General features: G+C 46.1%; 13 protein-coding genes. 8 read left to right on the top strand and 5 right to left on the bottom strand.

Going from position 1 to position 18,017, the window contains the following annotated elements; translation table 11 throughout:
- The first annotated feature begins 40 nt into the window (after positions 1 to 40).
- The 3 genes from mazG (at position 41) to eno (ending at position 4,062) form a co-directional block, all read left to right on the top strand.
- Complete coding sequence (mazG, locus tag RJD38_RS04000) at positions 41 to 838, top strand: nucleoside triphosphate pyrophosphohydrolase (RefSeq protein WP_005593067.1); 798 nt, start codon at positions 41 to 43, stop codon at positions 836 to 838.
- 205 nt (positions 839 to 1,043) lie between these two features.
- Positions 1,044 to 2,684 (top strand): CTP synthase, encoded by a 1,641-nt coding sequence (locus tag RJD38_RS03995; RefSeq protein ID WP_005593068.1) that lies wholly within the window; start codon positions 1,044 to 1,046, stop codon positions 2,682 to 2,684.
- 76 nt (positions 2,685 to 2,760) lie between these two features.
- Complete coding sequence (gene eno, locus RJD38_RS03990) at positions 2,761 to 4,062, top strand: phosphopyruvate hydratase (RefSeq protein WP_005593069.1); 1,302 nt, start codon at positions 2,761 to 2,763, stop codon at positions 4,060 to 4,062.
- Between the two features lie 356 nt (positions 4,063 to 4,418).
- Here the strand turns inward: eno and RJD38_RS03985 are convergent, their stop codons facing one another.
- On the bottom strand, positions 4,419 to 5,630 hold the full coding sequence (locus RJD38_RS03985) for a multifunctional CCA addition/repair protein (RefSeq protein WP_005599216.1): 1,212 nt from the start codon (positions 5,628 to 5,630) through the stop codon (positions 4,419 to 4,421).
- Between the two features lie 89 nt (positions 5,631 to 5,719).
- On the opposite strand from RJD38_RS03985, the gene RJD38_RS03980 reads away from it, so the two are divergent.
- Both RJD38_RS03980 and RJD38_RS03975 read left to right on the top strand, forming a co-directional pair.
- Positions 5,720 to 7,345 carry an ExeA family protein gene (locus RJD38_RS03980; RefSeq protein ID WP_065545951.1) on the top strand — a complete coding sequence of 542 codons (1,626 nt, stop codon included), beginning with the start codon at positions 5,720 to 5,722 and terminating at the stop codon, positions 7,343 to 7,345.
- Positions 7,345 to 8,148 carry a general secretion pathway protein GspB gene (locus RJD38_RS03975; RefSeq protein ID WP_065545030.1) on the top strand — a complete coding sequence of 268 codons (804 nt, stop codon included), beginning with the start codon at positions 7,345 to 7,347 and terminating at the stop codon, positions 8,146 to 8,148. The genes RJD38_RS03980 and RJD38_RS03975 overlap by 1 nt, the downstream gene beginning before the upstream one ends.
- A gap of 85 nt (positions 8,149 to 8,233) precedes the next feature.
- Here RJD38_RS03975 and RJD38_RS03970 read toward each other — a convergent pair whose 3' ends face one another.
- The 3 genes from RJD38_RS03970 to RJD38_RS03960 all read right to left on the bottom strand — a co-directional run bounded on the left by RJD38_RS03970 (position 8,234) and on the right by RJD38_RS03960 (position 11,082).
- The gene (locus tag RJD38_RS03970; protein ID WP_005599222.1) at positions 8,234 to 8,845 is read right to left on the bottom strand and encodes a TIGR04211 family SH3 domain-containing protein; all 612 of its coding nucleotides are present in this window, start codon (positions 8,843 to 8,845) and stop codon (positions 8,234 to 8,236) included.
- 165 nt (positions 8,846 to 9,010) lie between these two features.
- Positions 9,011 to 10,270 (bottom strand): inorganic phosphate transporter, encoded by a 1,260-nt coding sequence (locus RJD38_RS03965; RefSeq protein ID WP_005599224.1) that lies wholly within the window; start codon positions 10,268 to 10,270, stop codon positions 9,011 to 9,013.
- A 131-nt stretch (positions 10,271 to 10,401) separates the two neighbouring features.
- The gene (locus tag RJD38_RS03960) at positions 10,402 to 11,082 is read right to left on the bottom strand and encodes a TIGR00153 family protein (protein ID WP_005599225.1); all 681 of its coding nucleotides are present in this window, start codon (positions 11,080 to 11,082) and stop codon (positions 10,402 to 10,404) included.
- Positions 11,083 to 11,288: 206 nt separating this feature from the next.
- Between RJD38_RS03960 and RJD38_RS03955 the strand changes: the two genes are divergently transcribed.
- A complete protein-coding gene (locus RJD38_RS03955; protein ID WP_065430882.1) occupies positions 11,289 to 12,806 on the top strand; it encodes an inorganic triphosphatase in 1,518 nt (505 codons plus the stop codon).
- Between the two features lie 32 nt (positions 12,807 to 12,838).
- Here the strand turns inward: RJD38_RS03955 and RJD38_RS03950 are convergent, their stop codons facing one another.
- The gene (locus RJD38_RS03950; protein WP_065545031.1) at positions 12,839 to 13,639 is read right to left on the bottom strand and encodes a potassium channel family protein; all 801 of its coding nucleotides are present in this window, start codon (positions 13,637 to 13,639) and stop codon (positions 12,839 to 12,841) included.
- A 103-nt stretch (positions 13,640 to 13,742) separates the two neighbouring features.
- Here RJD38_RS03950 and RJD38_RS03945 point away from each other — a divergent pair, with 103 nt between their 5' ends.
- Complete coding sequence (locus tag RJD38_RS03945; RefSeq protein ID WP_005599229.1) at positions 13,743 to 14,999, top strand: methyl-accepting chemotaxis protein; 1,257 nt, start codon at positions 13,743 to 13,745, stop codon at positions 14,997 to 14,999.
- Positions 15,000 to 15,138: 139 nt separating this feature from the next.
- On the top strand, positions 15,139 to 17,979 hold the full coding sequence (glnE, locus tag RJD38_RS03940) for a bifunctional [glutamate--ammonia ligase]-adenylyl-L-tyrosine phosphorylase/[glutamate--ammonia-ligase] adenylyltransferase (RefSeq protein ID WP_065545032.1): 2,841 nt from the start codon (positions 15,139 to 15,141) through the stop codon (positions 17,977 to 17,979).
- Positions 17,980 to 18,017 lie beyond the last annotated feature (38 nt).

The raw sequence follows: 18,017 nt of genomic DNA, 5'->3' as shown, positions 1-18,017 counted from the left end.
TGGTTATGCTGCTCACCTTTTTGTTTAAGGAAAAATGAAAATGAGTCACCCAATTGAACAGTTAGAACAGATTATGGCCACATTGCGCGATCCAAAGAAGGGCTGTCCCTGGGATCGTAAGCAAACATTTGAAACAATTGTTCCGCATACGATTGAAGAAACCTATGAAGTGGTGGATGCAATCCATAATCAAGACTGGCCAAATCTCAAGGAAGAATTGGGGGATTTATTGTTCCAAGTGATCTTTTATAGCCAGATTGCCAAAGAGCAAGGTTTGTTCGATTTTTCTGAGGTGGTGGAAACGGTCAATGAAAAATTGACCCGTCGTCATCCGCATGTTTTTTCAGCGGTTGAGTTTGATTCTGATGAAGCAATTAATGCCAATTGGGAAGCCGAAAAAGCCAAAGAAAAAGCAAGAGTGGGCAAATCTGAGCAAAGTATTCTAGACTCAATACCAAATTCTCTACCTGCTCTTTCGCGTGCTACAAAGATCCAAAAAAAGTGCGCCAGCGTTGGATTTGACTGGGATTCGCTTGGTCCGGTGGTCGACAAAGTTCGTGAAGAAATTGATGAAGTAATGGAAGAAGCGCTGCAAGTTAATGTTGCGCAAGACAAAGTGGAATTAGAGCTGGGCGATTTGCTGTTTGCGACGGTTAATTTTGCCCGCCATCTGCAGGTCAACCCTGAGGTCGCACTTGCAAAAGCAAACTTGAAGTTTGTTAAACGCTTTCAATTGGTTGAACAAAAAGTCGCACAAAATGGCTTGCAAATTGAGCAGTGTGATTTAGCACAATTGGATGGCTGGTGGGATGAAGTGAAGCAAGACGAGCGTAGGTGAACTCTCGCTCAGTGATAAATTGGGGCAAGATTGACCCATCTAATAAGTGGTTGGGGCAGTCGTATTCACCCAGTTTGATTTGAAGCAAAAAATAAAAAATAGTGGTGTGATAGATTTCACGTTGTGGCGGTTAGGTGCTTCTGGTATATTTTTATCCCGTCCAGAAGAAATCTATTTCCCTCATTCAACCAATTTCAGGTTAAACATGACGACAAATTACATTTTTGTTACTGGCGGGGTTGTATCCTCTCTAGGTAAAGGTATTGCAGCTGCATCACTTGCGGCTATTCTAGAAGCTCGTGGTCTTAAAGTGACCATGATGAAGCTTGACCCTTACATCAACGTTGACCCAGGCACAATGAGCCCAACTCAACACGGTGAAGTGTTCGTCACGGAAGATGGCGCAGAAACAGACCTTGATCTTGGTCACTACGAACGTTTCATTCGTACCAAGATGACTAAACGCAATAACTTTACGGCAGGTCGTGTTTACTCAGACGTTCTAGCAAAAGAGCGTCGCGGTGACTACCTAGGCGCCACCATTCAGGTTATCCCTCACATCACTAACGCGATCAAAGACCGTGTAATCGCTGGCTCTCAAGGCCACGACGTTGCGATCGTTGAAGTTGGTGGTACTGTTGGTGATATCGAATCTCTACCGTTCATGGAAGCGATTCGTCAGTTAGCGGTTGAGCTAGGTCGTGAACGCGCAATGTTCATGCACCTAACATTGGTTCCTTACCTTGCTGCGGCAGGTGAAGTGAAAACAAAACCGACTCAACACTCTGTTAAAGAACTTCTTTCAATCGGTATCCAGCCTGACATTCTAGTTTGTCGTAGTGATCGTGCGATCCCAGCGAACGAGCGTAAGAAGATTGCTCTATTCTGTAACGTACAAGAAAAAGCAGTAATCTCAATGAAGGACGTAGATTCTATCTACAAAATCCCTCAACTTATTCATGCTCAAGGCCTTGATGATCTTGTATGTACTCGTTTTGGTATCACTGCACCAGCAGCAAACCTTTCTGAGTGGGAACAAGTAATCTACGAAGAAGCGAACCCAACGGGTGAAGTGACGATTGGTATGGTTGGTAAGTACATTGAACTACCAGATGCATACAAATCAGTTAACGAAGCGCTAAAACACGCTGGTCTTAAGAACCGTCTAAGCGTTAAGATTCAATACGTTGATTCTCAAGATGTTGAGAGCAAAGGTGTTGAAATCCTAGAAGGTCTTGATGCAATCCTAGTACCTGGTGGCTTTGGCGACCGTGGTGTAGAAGGTAAGATTCTTGCGGCGCAATACGCTCGTGAGAACAAAGTACCTTACTTAGGCATCTGTCTAGGTATGCAAGTGGCACTGATTGAATACGCGCGCAATGTTGCGGGTATGGAAGGTGCACACTCAACAGAATTTAATAAAGAGACGAAGTACCCAGTGGTTGGCTTGATCACTGAATGGGTTGATGGTGAAGGTAAAGTTGAAGAACGTACTGAAACTTCAGATCTAGGTGGTACTATGCGTCTTGGTTCACAGCTATGTCACCTTGAAAAAGGCACTAAAGCTCACGAACTGTACGGCAGCGCAACCATTCATGAGCGTCACCGTCACCGTTACGAAGTGAACAACAATCTTCGTCCACAAATTGAAAAAGCAGGCCTAAAAGTGTCTGGTCTTTCAGCGGACAAGAAACTGGTAGAAGTGATTGAGAACCCGAACCACCCATGGTTTGTTGCGGCTCAATTCCACCCAGAGTTCACATCGACACCGCGTGATGGTCACCCACTGTTTGCCGGTTTCGTAAAAGCAGCTGGTCAGTTCCAGCGCGGCGAATTAGAGAAGTAAGGAATACAGGCAGTAGCAGTTATATGTTGCTGCCGTTAATTTTGACATTATATATTCAACGAGAAGGAAACATTCAATGTCTAAGATCGTTAAAGTTCTAGGTCGTGAAATCATCGATTCACGTGGTAACCCAACTGTAGAAGCTGAAGTACACCTAGAAGGCGGTTTCGTAGGTATGGCTGCTGCTCCATCTGGCGCATCAACTGGTTCACGCGAAGCTCTTGAGCTACGTGACGGTGACAAATCACGTTTCCTAGGTAAAGGCGTTCTTAAAGCTCTTGAAGCTGTTAACGGCGCAATCGCTGACGCACTAGTTGGTAAAGATGCTAAAGATCAAGCTGCAATCGACGCAGTAATGATCGAGCTTGACGGCACTGAAAACAAATCTAAATTCGGCGCGAACGCTATCCTAGCGGTTTCTCTAGCAAACGCTAAAGCAGCTGCAGCTGCTAAAGGCATGCCTCTATACGAGCACATTGCTGAGCTAAACGGTACTGCTGGTCAGTTCTCTATGCCTCTACCAATGATGAACATCATCAACGGTGGTGAGCACGCTGATAACAACGTTGACATCCAAGAGTTCATGATCCAACCAGTTGGCGCTAAAACTCTTAAAGAAGCAGTTCGCATGGGTGCTGAAGTATTCCACAACCTAGCTAAAGTATTGAAGTCTAAAGGCTACAACACTGCAGTTGGTGACGAAGGCGGTTTCGCTCCTAACCTAAAATCTAACGCTGAAGCGCTAGAAGTTATCGCAGAAGCTGTTGCAGCTGCTGGCTACGAGCTAGGCAAAGACATCACTCTTGCTATGGACTGTGCTGCATCTGAGTTCTTCGACAAAGAAGCGGGTATCTACAACCTGAAAGGCGAAGGCAAAACGTTCACTGCTGAAGAGTTCAACCACTACCTAGCTGGTCTAGTTGAGCAATTCCCAATCGTTTCTATCGAAGATGGTCTTGACGAGTCTGATTGGACTGGTTTCAAACACCAAACTGAACTTCTAGGCGGCAAAATCCAACTAGTTGGTGACGATCTATTCGTTACTAACACTAAGATTCTTGCTCGTGGTATTGAAGAAGGCATCACTAACTCAATCCTTATCAAGTTCAACCAAATCGGTTCACTAACAGAGACTCTAGCTGCAATCAAGATGGCTAAAGATGCTGGTTTCACAGCAGTTATCTCTCACCGTTCAGGCGAAACTGAAGATGCAACTATCGCTGACCTAGCGGTAGGTACAGCTGCAGGTCAAATCAAAACTGGTTCTATGAGCCGTTCTGACCGTGTTGCTAAGTACAACCAACTTATCCGTATCGAGGAAGCTCTAGGTGAGCGCGCTCCTTTCAACGGTCTTAAAGAAGTTAAAGGTCAAGCTTAATTCTTAATTGAGTTAACTTAGCTAGATAGCTTTTTAAAACGCTCCACTTCGGTGGGGCGTTTTTTTTGGGCTGAAGAAATGGAATCGAGGGTTGAGAGTCGAGAACGCTTCGCTCCGAGAAGCGAGATCCCCAACTCGTTCGTTCCTCACTCTTGAGGATGACGGCACTCGTCTTGTCTGTGTTAGTTTCGTCATTCCCTATAGGCTGACGAAGGAAGGAGTAGGGAATCTTTCTTTGATTTCGAACTGCTTGACTCGATCCCCAACGTGTTCTATTTTCGCTTCTCGCTTCTCGCTTCTCGCTTCTCGCTTCTCGCTTCTCGCTTCTCGCTTCTCGCTTCTCGCTTCTCGCTTCTCTATGCCTCTGCGATCGCGGCCACTCTGCGTTTTTCCATCTCTTCGCGAATCGCGGCACCTTTGAAGCCATCGGCAATGATGGCTTGGACATCGACCGATAAAGCGGCTTGAAACGCTTGCTCAAAAATCCCTTTTTGTGGGTAATCGATAGTTTCAAATCCCGTTCGGCCACGGCTATCGGCCATGCAGCAGAGCAAGATATCGTCGAGGCGTTCTGCTTTGCGCCAAACATCAAATTGGTTGAGTATCTTGAGTTTGGTGGCCGGTTTTAGTTCCGCAGCCCGATGTATGTTGGAGTGCTGCTCGCAGACTAACAGCGCTAAATCACGGTATTCATTTGGAATTCGGATCCGTTCCGCCAGCTGTTTGATCAGCTTGATGCCTGTGTGGCAATGCATTTTGTGGCTTGGCCACTCTTTCTCTGGCGTCACGCCTTTGCCTAAGTCGTGAACTTGGGCGGCAAAGCGTACCGTGGTTGCGTGGCTTAATAGCGCGGCTTGTTTTGCCACCATTAAGGTATGAATACCGGTGTCGATTTCAGGGTGCCACTGCTCGGGTTGTGGAACGCCGAACAACCGATCGATTTCGGGTAACACCACCGCTAGAGCGCCGCAATCTCGCAATACTTGTAAAAACACTTGTGGATCTTGGCAGCTCAGTGATTTTTGCCATTCTTGCCAAACACGTTCTGCAGTTAAATGCCCCAGTTCGCCATCGTTAACAATTTGCGCCATTAAGATCATGGTTTCTTCGGCAACGGTAAAACCTAAATGAGCGAGCTTGGCAGCAAAGCGAGCCACGCGCAGCACCCGCAATGGGTCTTCGATAAATGCATCTGATACATGGCGCAACTTACGGTTGAGCAGATCTTGCTGGCCACCGTAAGGATCAATAATGTTGCCGAGTTCATCTTGCGCCATCGCATTGATGGTCAGATCGCGACGCAGTAGATCTTCTTCTAATGTGACATCAGGGGCAAAGTAACAATCAAAGCCGGTATAGCCAGCGCCTATTTTACGCTCAGTGCGCGCGAGTGCATGCTCTTGTTTGGTCTTTGGATGGAGAAATACGGGGAAATCTTTACCCACAGCAGTATAGCCGAGTTGCAGCATCTGCTCAGGGGTTGCACCGATGACCACCCAGTCTTGGTCGTATACATCCAGATTGAGTAACTGATCGCGAACCGCGCCGCCAACTAAGAATCTTCGCACTGTGGCCTCTCTATCTATTTGAATTGTCTTTGGCTATTCTTGCCAGCAATGTTACTTTCGTTCTCAATAAATTCCCAGCGACCATTATCATGTATAACACTCATTTTGGATTTGTCGAGTTACCGTTTTCCATTGTACCGAACTCACGGTTTCTCTATTTAAGTCAACGTCATAAAGAAGCAATGCATCACCTTCAAGCTGGGTTGGGAGATGGTGGTGGTTTTGCGATGCTGACAGGGGAAGTGGGTACCGGAAAAACCACTGTTTCAAAAGCGATGCTCAAGGCGCTCGATGCCACGACTCAAACTGGCTGTATACTCAACCCGACGTTTAGCAATAGTGAACTGTTGGAAGCGATCTGTGATGAATTTAGTTTAGCCTATCCCGATCAGGCAAGCCTCAAGCAACTGACTCAGCTAATTAAGCAGTTCTTACTCGATAGCTATTCTCAGGGCAAGCAGACCTTACTTTTGATTGATGAAGCTCAGCACTTGTCGGCAGAAGTGTTAGAGCAACTAAGGTTACTGACCAATCTAGAGACGGAGCAGCGCAAATTGCTCAAGGTACTATTGATTGGTCAGCCTGAATTGCAGCAAAAATTACAAATGCCGCAGTTGCGTCAACTCGCGCAACGGATCACTGGTCGCTATCATTTGTTGCCACTCGATGGGGATGAAACGGCGAAATACATTCAATTTCGCCTGCAGCTTGCCGGTGGTAACCGCGATCTCTTCTCTACTAAATCACTTAAACATATCGCGCAAGCCACGCTGGGCATTCCGCGCTTGGTGAATTTGGTGTGCGATGCCGCGCTCAAGCGCGCTTATCACCTCGGTGAAGCGCAGCCATCTCAGCAAACCGTTCTTGCGGCGTGTGAAGAGGTGATGAGCTTTCAAACCAGTTATGCTTCACCAGTAGTAAGTCAGAGTCAACCCGCACTGCGTTACGGCCTATCGACGTTACTGTATGCTTCCTTGGGTGGAGCTTTGGCATTGTGTGCTTGGTTTTACGCTCCACAGTATCTGCAACAGCCTTTTCAGCAGCAAGCTCAAATCTATATTGAACAACACTACCCAGCTAAACCAAATCGTGTGGAGCAACAAGAGGTGTTCCCTAGCGAGCTGACAGCGCTGCTAAGTCACAGTAAGCCGTTAGCGAGCCAAATAGATGAGTTGTATAAGGTGTGGGGATATCGCGCCTCTGTGGTCGATACAATGTGCCTAGATAACGCACAGTCCCAGTTTCATTGTCAGAGCTTTCAGGGTTCGTTTGAGCAACTGTTAGCGACTAATTTACCTGCGGTGTTAACCTTAACCGTCGACCAAGCGACCCATTATGCGTTGTTGTATAAAGCCAGTAATGAACAGGTAGAATTATTGATTGATGGTCAGAGAGTGGCATTTGAGCGCCAATGGCTAGATCAAATCTGGTCAGGTGAATATTATTTGATTTGGCAAAAATTGTGGCATCAAGCACTTAAACCAGGCATGAGCGGTCATCCCGTGGCGAGTTTAGATTATCAACTGTCTGAAGTGCTTGGTTTGCCAATGGGCGAGACGGAGCGCTACGGCGAAATATTGAAACAAAAAGTCACTATGTTTCAGCAATGGCAGGGGTTGAGTGTTGATGGTATTGCTGGGCAGCGTACATTGCAGCGCCTAGAACTTTTATCGCAAGATCAAGCGCCGTCTTTGATGTTAAGTGAGGCATTATAATGGCAAACCTAATTGAGCAACTTAGCGTGTCGCAGCAAGGCTATCAGAGTCATCATTCTGCGCCATTGCAATACCATTTAAAGTCAGCGCCAATTCGTCATCGTCGCTGGCCAATGATGCTGAGCTTGCTATTAATGCCTCCGGTTGTGGTGCTGGGCTGGCAAGCTTATAGCGACTATCAAGCTCAGCGAGAGACTTGGTTGGCTAACAATCAGGGTAAGGTTGAGATTGTGGATCGCTCTGCCTCCTTGGCTATTTTGCCGTATCCGCAGTTTTTAGAATTGGCGGAGACGACTCATCATCAGTTCGATGTGAACGATAACATGCTGGTTGATGACACGTTCTCATCGACGGAGTCCGTTGAGAGTAAAGTGGCGAATCAAGTCAGTAGCCCATCGAATATGGAACCGAGCAAGCAAGCACTTGATGAGCAAGAGGTGAGTGAAGATGACTTACTGAGTGGACTCGATTTAAGCGGCTTATCTCCTGATATCGCTCAGCGCCTACAAGCGGCGATGGAGTCTCCAGAGGCGGAGGTTGACGTAGAGCAAGGTATCGCGGCACAGGCATTAGCAAAAAATAGCCGCCAGTGGGTGGGTAAATTACCGCCGTTGAATTTCCAAACCCATGTTTACTCAAGTAATGAAGCGAAACGTTGGGTGAAAATTAATGGTGTCGAGTACAAACAAGGTGATCCAATTGGCCATGATGTTGCTTTGATCGCGATTGAGCCACAAGCATGTGTGATTGACTTCCAAGGCGAGATGATACGAGTACCGGCGTTATACGATTGGCAAGGCTAATCGTTATCATCCATTGATCAAGAAAGCTTGCCGATCATCAGATAATAAAAAAGGTCACGCCAGCGTGACCTTTTTTAATGAATGCTTATGCCCAACCGTTTGGCGAGCGACGCTTGCGCGGTACAAGGTGAGGTAACACCAAGCCGAATAGCAAGCCGATACCAGCCACACCACCGCCATACATAAAGTACTTAAGCAGTAGGTCATCTTTTTGTGTATCAAGCTTCGCACGTAGGTTACGAACTTCTGTTTGAGAAGCGGTTAACTGCTGGCTCATGTCGCCGTAATTTTTTTCCAGCTCAGAAATCTGGCTGTTACGGGTATTGAGAGAATCGACCAGACCTTCTTTTTCGCGGTTAGCGATATCGTTAGCGTTAGCCAGTTTCTCTTTCACTACCGAGAGCTCTTTTTCCAGTTTAGGTAGGCGAGTCGACATGCCTTCTTGAGTGGTGATAAAGCTGGTGGATACCCAACCTTTACGACCACGGCTGTCTACAACTTGGCTATAGCCCGACTTTTTGTCCACACTGACAAGATTCACTTTCTCGCCAGCATTGACACTACCAATGATTCGGAACTGGTTGCTTGGACCAGCATGCATATAGGTGAAGAGATTATCAGAGATAAAGCGATCTTTAGCCATTGCAGCAGGTACGGCAATTACACATGCTAAGATCAAAAAAACCAATTTTTTCACGGTAAATCCTTTAACAGTCATCAAGCTTTCAGCGAGGGAGATACTCCCGAACTGCAAATAGTATGAAGTTTTTTTTCTGGTGCAACAAAGAAGGGAGGCTAAGCCTCCCTTTCTGCGGTCTTGAGTCAATAATGACAGTGCATTTACACAGTCCTGACCTATTGACTAGCCAAATGACGCTTGAATAGCGTAGAAGAATACTACCGCTAATAGTGCGCCCGCTGGCAATGTTACGATCCAAGATGCCACTATGTTACGAATAACACCTAGGTTTAGCGCCGCGATACCACGAGCAAAACCAACACCTAAAATCGCACCAACCAGTGTTTGTGTGGTTGAGATTGGTAGACCAGTACCAGAAGCAAGTACCACAGTACAAGCTGTTGCTAGCTGAGCGGCAAAGCCACGGCTAGGCGTTAGTTCGGTAATACCGGTACCCACAGTTGCCATTACTTTGTGACCTAGCGTTGCTAGACCAACCACGATACCAAAACCACCTAGTGGAAGAATCCACCATACGATTTCGCTCTTACCAGTAATTGAACCCATGTGCTGTACTGTAGATACAACAGCCGCTAGAGGACCGATTGCGTTTGCAACATCGTTTGAACCATGAGCAAATGCCATTGCACAAGCGGTGATTACCATTAATACGCTGAAGATACCTTCTACGCCTGCAAAGCCGTGGTCATCTTCACGGTTAGCAAATTTCTTCTGGATGTAGAAGTAACCGCCAACCATTACCAATGCTGATACCGCAGCAGCCCAAACCCACGCTTCACCATTTGATAGGTGTAGACCAACGTGTTTAAGACCTTTCTTAATCGTTACTAGCGCAATCACCATAGTGGTAATGAACATGTAGACAGGTACAAAGCGCTTCGCATTTAAAAGAGGTTTCTCAGTATCGAAGATCAGTCGTTGTGCGCTGACAAAAATCACATAAGCGAAGAAGCCAGAAATAACAGGGGTAACAATCCAGCTACCAACGATGCCTTGAACACTGCTCCAGTCAACCGCTTCAGTACCAACTGATACACAAGCAAAACCGATGATTGCACCGATAATTGAGTGTGTAGTTGATACCGGCCAACCCATGTAAGAGGCGAGTAATAGCCATGTACCAGCAGCTAATAGCGCTGACATCATGCCGTACACAAGCACGTCAGGTTGAGAAGCGAAAAGAGACGTTTCGATCACGCCTTTACGGATTGTATCGGTTACTTCACCACCGGCAAGGTAAGCACCTGCAAATTCAAAGATCATCGCAATGATGATCGCTTGTTTTACCGTCAGTGCTTTCGAGCCTACTGATGTACCCATCGCATTGGCAACGTCATTCGCACCAATACCAATTGCCATCATGAAACCGAATAAAGCTGCAACAATAATCAGGACAGTGCCGTAGTTCGCAAGGATATCCATCGTAATACCTAGTTGTTTGATAACAAGCGGAGCAAATTTTTGACACGAGAAAGCCCCATCGGCGCCGATATATTCATTGCCTAACTGGGGTGTGCTAAAAAATACTCTTCGTTATTGAGTTTAACTTAACGTTATGAGCGTGACAGCATTACTTCTAATCGAGCACCAACACGTTGTGCTTGATCGGCAATACCACCTACCCATTCTAAAATTTTGTAAAGGAACATCACATCGATTGGATTCAAATCTTGTTCGATCAACATTAGCTGTTGGCGAAGTTGGATTTGCATCGCATCAGTGTCATCTTCAATCATGTCCAACTGATTAATCATCTCTGCAACCAGAGTGACTTCACGGCCTTTGAATCCTGTCTCCAACAATTCATCCAGCTCATTGATCACTTTCTGCGCTTGTTGTGCCGCGTCTAAACAACGTTTCACGTAAGCGATAAAGTTCTCTTGAAGAGGAGCAGGGATAGACAGTTGGCGGCCATAAACACGACCTGCGATGTCTTTTGCAAGGTTTGCAAGTTTGTCTTGCTGCGTTAGTAGCTCCAACATGTCGCTACGATCCACAGGCATAAACAAACCACGAGGAAGTTTCAGACGAATTTCGCGCTTTAGCACATCCGCTTCTTTCTCAAGGTGAGAAATTTGAGCACGAATTTCAGATGCTTTTTCCCAGTCTCCTTGCGCACAAACTTCGAAGAAGTTTACAAGGTGAGAGCAGCATTCATTTACGCACACTACGTGGCGCTGCAAAGGCTTAATAGGGGACTTTGCAAATAACCCCATAATTGTATTTACTGGCATGGTCATTCAACCTAATTAATATAACCTATAAATAACATACACCCTTTTGAAGATGAAATGTTGAACGATGGCTATAAAGGCGCGCATGGTAACGCATTAAATCTGTCATTAAAACTGTTTTAGATCATCATTCGAGCGATATTTCGCTCTTGCCGAGTGAGAAATTAGGCAATATCCTGTCTCTATCTGCTTTGAAAGGTATAACTATGGAAACCGAGATAGAACTGAAGTTTTTTGTTTCTCCAGAATTTTCAGAAACTTTACGTAATAAGATTTCCGAAACAAAGGTTCTTCAGCACAGCTGTCGAGAGCTAGGTAACACCTACTTTGACACACCTGATAACTGGCTGAGACAGCATGATATTGGTCTACGCATTCGTCGCTTCGATGAAGTTTATGTTCAAACAGTCAAGACGGCAGGACGCGTCGTCGCTGGCTTGCATCAACGACCTGAATATAATGCCGAACATAACAGCAACGATCCAGTGCTTGCTTTGCATCCGAGCGATATTTGGCCAAGCGGTAAAAGTATCGACACACTGCAAAGTGAATTATCTCCGTTATTTTCGACCAACTTCACGCGTGAACAGTGGTTGGTTTGTATGGCGGATGGCAGCCAAGTTGAAGTCGCTTTTGACCAAGGTGTGGTTATCTCTGGTGATCTAACCGATACCATTTGTGAAGTGGAGTTGGAGCTTAAATCAGGCCAGACTGACGCTTTATTTACGCTGGCTCGCACTTTCAGTGATGCAGGCGGGATGCGCTTAGGTAACTTAAGCAAAGCCGCACGCGGTTATCGCTTAGCGTTGGGCTATCAAGGTGACCAAGTCAAGCCGATGGCGCTAGTGGATACCGACAAAAATGATTCATTGGAATCGTGTCTGATTAATTCTCTTGAGCACGCATTATCTCATTGGCATTACCACGAACAGATCTACTCTGAGCGTGAGTCAATTGATGCGCTGCATGAGATCAAAAATGCCATCAGTTTTATCCGCCAAACCTTTACCATTTTCGGTGATGTGGTACCGCGTAAAGCGAGCGCTTTGATTCGCCAAGAGCTGAAGTGGCTTGAACAGGATCTGGCATGGATAAAGCAGTTCGACTATTTAGATGATCTGTTAGAAGACAAAGGTCATGCGTTACGTAAACTTGATGCTCGCAAGTTCTTGATTAAAGAGCTGTCTGACTTGCAACAAGATCTTCCTTCTCGTGAAGAGATGCTTGAGCAATTTAATTCGGCGCGTTACACCGCTTTGTTGCTTGATCTTAGTCGTTGGATTTTAACCCGTGGCTGGCAGCCATTCTTGGATGACAAGTCACGCAGTGCGATTTCGCAAAACATCTTACCTTTCTCGGTCGTACAGTTAGAACGTACTTGGCATGAGCTAATGGCCGCATTCCCGCCAGAAAAAGAGTTGGTGTCACAAGATTACATCGATCAGCAGTATCATTTGATGCGTAACTTATATACCGGTGTTGGTTTTGCCAGTTTATATGATGCCGAAGAACGAAACCGCTTCCGTCTACCTTGGGCTGATCTGCTTCAAGGTATTGATGACTTACTAACCTTAAAACCATTAAAGCAGTTGGTGGATAAGTTAGAAGGTGATGAGCGTGAGCAGCTTGAGCGTTGGTTACTCCGTCAAGAAAGCTCAATCTTACATGCGATGGAGCAAACTCGTGCCATCAGCATTGAAGCTGAGCCTTACTGGCAAGAATAATTTTTGCTGACTTACTGAAATGAAAAGGAGAGCTATTGCTCTCCTTTTTTGTGGTCGTTATCTTGATGCAGCTTATCGATATCGTGGGTCATTCTGCGTTCGAGTTTTTCTAATCGAGTCAAAATCGTTTGTTGCTGCTCTAATAGTGCGATCATTTGTTGTTCTTTTTGCTCCGCTTTTAGCGCTTGCATTCGTGTCGGCGAGGTGATCATCGAAGTGATCAAGCCGGAAATCATACCAAACAACCCCACACCACAAAGGATCACACCGGAGGCGAGGATTTTACCTGCGTCAGTGACTGGGTAGTGATCACCGTAGCCGACAGTAGAAATCGTCACTAGAGCCCACCACAGTGCATCGCCGCCCGTTTTGATATTGGCATCCGGCGAATGGCCTTCAAGAAACAGCATCATGCTAGAACCTAACGTTAATAAGATCACCAGCAATAGCAATATTGATGCAATGGTGGTTTCTTTGCGATTGCTTAAAAGTTGCTTAACCACGCTACGACTGGAGCGGATAACCAACACCACACGCAAAATATGAAAGAGGCGAGCAAAGCGTAATGGTTCGATCATAGGCAGGCTCGCAAGGAAATCGATCCAATGGCGTTTCAAAAATTGCACCCGATCTGTGGCGCGGATCAAATCAATCGATAGTTGTAGTATAAAAATACTGCAGATGATGAAATCCAGGCCGATAAGAACTTGACGTGTTTCATTACTGATCGGCATAAACAATAAGCCTGAGATCACAAATAACGCCATAAAAGAAAGAATTAGTGATAACAAGCTCATCGGCTTCGTGTCGTCTTTGGTATCATTTCTATTCATACGAGGCTCAAAATAAATTGTTGGTACTAGTAAAAAAGTACCAAAAAGGTGGGCGGCAGTAATTTTATTCTATTTAGAATATATGACTTAGCGGAGAACTAATATGACGACAATGGCATTTAAGCCGTGGGAACGAGTGATTACGGATATTCGACTGGTTCCTAAAATGGCGTTGCTGATGGTGTTCAGTACCTTACTGATCGTCGGCAAACAGCTATGGGACGCTAATACGTTCTACGACTCACTTTTGATGGTCACTGACAGCGCTGAAGTTGCTCGTGAACATTATGAAGCCTACCTAGTACAAGTAGTATGGCAAACCATGCTGTTAATTGGAGTCTTTGTCGTTATTTTGTTGTTTGCCGCACGAGTGATGCTGCGTCAAACTCACTATCTTAATGAAGCGATTAAAAAGATGGCCAGTGGCGATCTCTCATCTCCAATCTTACTGCAATGCAAAGATGAATATGGCGATGTGGCGCGTGAGTTGGAAAAGACCCGCTCTCAGTTGCAAGAGTTAATCAAGGTGCAGCTAAGTTCTTCACAAGAGCTAGCGGGGCTAACGGAAGTGATGACTTTGAGCATGTCGGAAACCAAAGAATCAGCTCAAGAAGAGTTTGAAGAAATTGACCAATTGGCAACCGCAATGAGCGAAATGACCTCAACGGTACAAACTGTTGCAGATCATGCGCAAAATGCTTCTTCATTAACGGAAAGTGCGTCTACTCAAGCGGCGACAGGTCAACGTTTTGTGCAAGATACGGTGAGTAAAATCAGTGAGCTGTCACAAGATATCTCAGCGTCGGCTCAAGCGGTAAATGAAGTGGAAGAGAGCGTTGATGCAATTGGTAGTGTTGTGGGTACCATCCAGGGTATTTCGGAGCAAACTAACTTGCTAGCATTGAACGCGGCAATTGAAGCGGCACGTGCCGGTGAGGCGGGGCGTGGCTTTGCTGTCGTCGCTGATGAAGTGCGTAATCTTGCTCAACGCACCCAACAAGCGACCATCGAAATCCAAGAAATGATCTCGCAACTGCAATCAAGCGCAAGTTCAGCAGTGGGTTTGATGGAAAAAAGCGTTGTGGAAGCAGCGGAAGGCGTTGAACTGGTCACTAATGCTGGTACTGAGCTGGATGGCATCGTTCTGCAAGTGAATCAAATCAATGATATGAACTTCCAAATTGCTACCGCCGCTGGCCAGCAAAGCAGCGTGGCGGAAGAGATGAACCAAAACCTGACCAATGTTCGAGAACTCGTTGAAGCCTCGGTGACGGTGGTGGGCGAGTTGCTCGAAACCTCAGAAATCATGCAGCAAAATGCCGAAGAGTTAGATAAGAAGATCAGCGCATTTAGAGTGTAATCTCACAGACTGAGTGAATAGACGCCTGCTAACAATTAGCAGGCGTTTTTTATTGCGTAAAGTTTGCTATAACTAGCGTTTTAAAGCCGCAATCAAGCTCAGATAAGATATCTCAGCCAGCAAATTACAAGGAAGCCCCATGCCATTGCCTGAAACCCTCTTGGCCACCTCTCAATCAGCACTCGCTCAATTGGAAGAGTATCAACTGGAACAGCATTGGCCTGCTGACATATATCAGCAATTGGAATACGTCGCAGGGCTAAGTCCATTTGTGATTGAAGCGCTAGCTAGGGATGAAACTTTGCGTCAAATCCTGCCAAGTATGCTGAGCGATCCACAACGCTGTGAAGATTATCGTCAACATCTGGCATCCTTGCTAGAGGATTGTCACGATGAAGTGGCAGGGCTACGCATACTACGCCAGTTCCGTAATCGTGAGATGAGCTACATCGCTTGGCGCGACTTTAATGCCACTTGGCCGTTAGAACAAAGCTTAAAGCATCTCTCTTATTTGGCTGAAGCGATGATATTTGAGACTTATCAGTGGCAATACAAAGCGTGTTGCGAGCAATGGGGCACGCCATGTAATGAGCAAGGTGAAGCGCAACCGATGCTGATCATTGGTATGGGCAAACTGGGTGGCGGTGAACTGAATTTCTCATCTGATATCGACTTGATTTTTACCTACCCTGAAAACGGTGAGACACAAGGCACTCGCCGAAGTATTTCTAACGCTCAGTTCTTTACCCGTTTAGGTCAACGGATCATTAAAGCACTCGATCAACAAACCTTTGATGGCTTCTGTTATCGCGTTGACATGCGCCTGCGTCCATTTGGTGACAGCGGGCCCTTAGTGATGAGCTATGCTGCACTGGAAGATTATTACCAAGAGCAAGGACGAGATTGGGAGCGTTACGCGATGATTAAAGCGCGCGTAATGGGCAGCGAAATGTATCCGCAATATCAAGAACTGCGGAAAATGCTACGTCCTTTTGTCTTCCGTCGCTATATCGATTTTAGTGCGATTCAATCGCTGCGCCGCATGAAATCAATGATTAGCAGTGAAGTACGCCGTCGAGGGCTGACTAACAACATCAAGCTCGGTGCAGGGGGGATACGTGAGATTGAGTTTATTGCTCAAGTGTTCCAATTGATCCGCGGTGGGCGTGAGCCAAGTTTACGTCAACGAGGTTTATTGGTGACGTTAGAGGCGATTGATGAGTTAGAACTGCTCAATAAGCAAGAGATTACCCATCTCACTGAGGCATATAAGTTCTTACGTCGTTTAGAAAACCTGCTGCAAGCGATGGCCGATAAGCAAACGCAAACACTGCCAGAGAATGAGCCGGAACAATTGCAGTTGGCGACGGCAATGGGCTATCTAAGTTGGTCGGCATTATTGGATGATACTCGTCTACACATGACCAATGTCCATCAAGTGTTTACTCATCTGATTGGCGATGATGATGAAGAACAAACGGAAGTGGCGAAACACTTTCAAGAGTTGTGGGATATGGCGCATAAAGCCGATGTACTTGAGCAGATCCTTAGCCATGACTTGCAACTAGAAGAAAGCGCAGAATTAACTCAAACCATTATTCAGTTTAAGAGTGACTTAGCGAAGAAAACCTTGGGGCCGCGTGGGCGTGAAGTACTAAACCGCTTAATGCCGAAAATATTCCAAGCCATCTTTGCCCATCAAGATGCCAAATTTGGTTTATCGCGAGTGCTGCATTTGCTGCATAAAATCGTCACGCGTACGACTTACTTAGAACTGCTCGATGAGCATGAAGCGGCGTTAACGCAACTCGTACGTTTATGCACCGCCAGTCCGATGATTTCGGAGCAATTAGGCCGTTATCCTATTTTGTTGGATGAGCTGATTGATCCTCAGCAGTTGTATAACCCAGTGCCGCTCGACTCATACCGTACCGAGCTACGAGACTACTTGGCGCGCATCCCGGAAGATGACATGGAGCAGCAGATTGAAGCGCTGCGCCAGTTTAAGCAAATTTGTATTTTACGTATTGCGGCGGCGGATATTGCCGGTGTATTGCCGGTGATGAAAGTGAGTGATCACTTAACCTACCTGTCAGAAGCGATTGTGGAGTCGGTGGTTAATCAAGCTTGGCTGCAAATGTGTGAGAAGTATGGCCAGCCGAATCATTTAAAAGACCGTGAAGGCAAAGGTTTTGCGGTGGTCGGTTATGGCAAGGTCGGTGGCTGGGAGCTTGGTTATAATTCCGATCTCGATATCGTCTTTATGCACGATTGTCCGGTCAGTGCTTACACTGATGGTAAAAAAGAGATAGATGGTCGCCAATTCTATCTGCGCCTTGCTCAACGTATTATCCATATTTTTTCGATCCGCACCGCTTCAGGCATTCTCTACGAAGTGGACACGCGCTTACGCCCTTCTGGAGTATCAGGCCTATTGGTGAGTCCAACGGATGCGTTTGAAGAGTATCAACGGAATGAAGCGTGGACTTGGGAGCACCAAGCCTTGGTACGTGCGCGTATGATTTATGGTGATGAGCCGTTGCAACAGGCATTTGGTCAAATCCGTCATGCGATTTTGACCCTGCCACGTGATAGTGATGATTTGAAGAAGCAAGTGGTCGATATGCGGATCAAAATGCGTGATCATTTAGGCGGTAAAAAAGCTGGCCGCTTTATGCTCAAGCAAGATCCAGGCGGCATCACCGATATTGAGTTTCTCGCTCAATACTTAGTTCTCAACTACAGTCATCAAAAGCCTAAGCTGACACGTTGGTCTGATAATGTGCGTATTTTCGAGTCTTTGATCGCACAAGGTATTATGGATGAATCACAAGCGCTTGCAGTGACCAATGCTTACACCATGATGCGCGATCAGATCCATCACCGCAATCTACTCAACCTTGATACGGACTTGGCAGAGGATAAGTTTGTCCAAGAACGCGCTTTAGTAGTAGAGGTATGGCAGCAGTGGTTAGAATAGCAATAGCGAGCTAAGTGGCCTCGAGATGCTTGCTGGAG

The sequence above is a fragment of the Vibrio scophthalmi genome (assembly GCF_040869025.1).
GTDB lineage: Bacteria > Pseudomonadota > Gammaproteobacteria > Enterobacterales > Vibrionaceae > Vibrio > Vibrio scophthalmi.
This window is presented reverse-complemented; position numbering and strand designations above follow the sequence as displayed.

Bases quoted from the DNA above. Each gene is read 5' to 3' on its own strand.
- mazG (WP_005593067.1), top strand. From the start codon at position 41: ATGAGTCACCCAATTGAACAGTTAGAACAGATTATGGCCACATTGCGC.
- RJD38_RS03995 (WP_005593068.1), top strand. From the start codon at position 1,044: ATGACGACAAATTACATTTTTGTTACTGGCGGGGTTGTATCCTCTCTA.
- eno (WP_005593069.1), top strand. From the start codon at position 2,761: ATGTCTAAGATCGTTAAAGTTCTAGGTCGTGAAATCATCGATTCACGT.
- RJD38_RS03980 (WP_065545951.1), top strand. From the start codon at position 5,720: ATGTATAACACTCATTTTGGATTTGTCGAGTTACCGTTTTCCATTGTA.
- RJD38_RS03975 (WP_065545030.1), top strand. From the start codon at position 7,345: ATGGCAAACCTAATTGAGCAACTTAGCGTGTCGCAGCAAGGCTATCAG.
- RJD38_RS03965 (WP_005599224.1), bottom strand. From the start codon at position 10,270: ATGGATATCCTTGCGAACTACGGCACTGTCCTGATTATTGTTGCAGCT.
- RJD38_RS03960 (WP_005599225.1), bottom strand. From the start codon at position 11,082: ATGCCAGTAAATACAATTATGGGGTTATTTGCAAAGTCCCCTATTAAG.
- RJD38_RS03955 (WP_065430882.1), top strand. From the start codon at position 11,289: ATGGAAACCGAGATAGAACTGAAGTTTTTTGTTTCTCCAGAATTTTCA.
- RJD38_RS03950 (WP_065545031.1), bottom strand. From the start codon at position 13,639: ATGAATAGAAATGATACCAAAGACGACACGAAGCCGATGAGCTTGTTA.
- RJD38_RS03945 (WP_005599229.1), top strand. From the start codon at position 13,743: ATGACGACAATGGCATTTAAGCCGTGGGAACGAGTGATTACGGATATT.
- glnE (WP_065545032.1), top strand. From the start codon at position 15,139: ATGCCATTGCCTGAAACCCTCTTGGCCACCTCTCAATCAGCACTCGCT.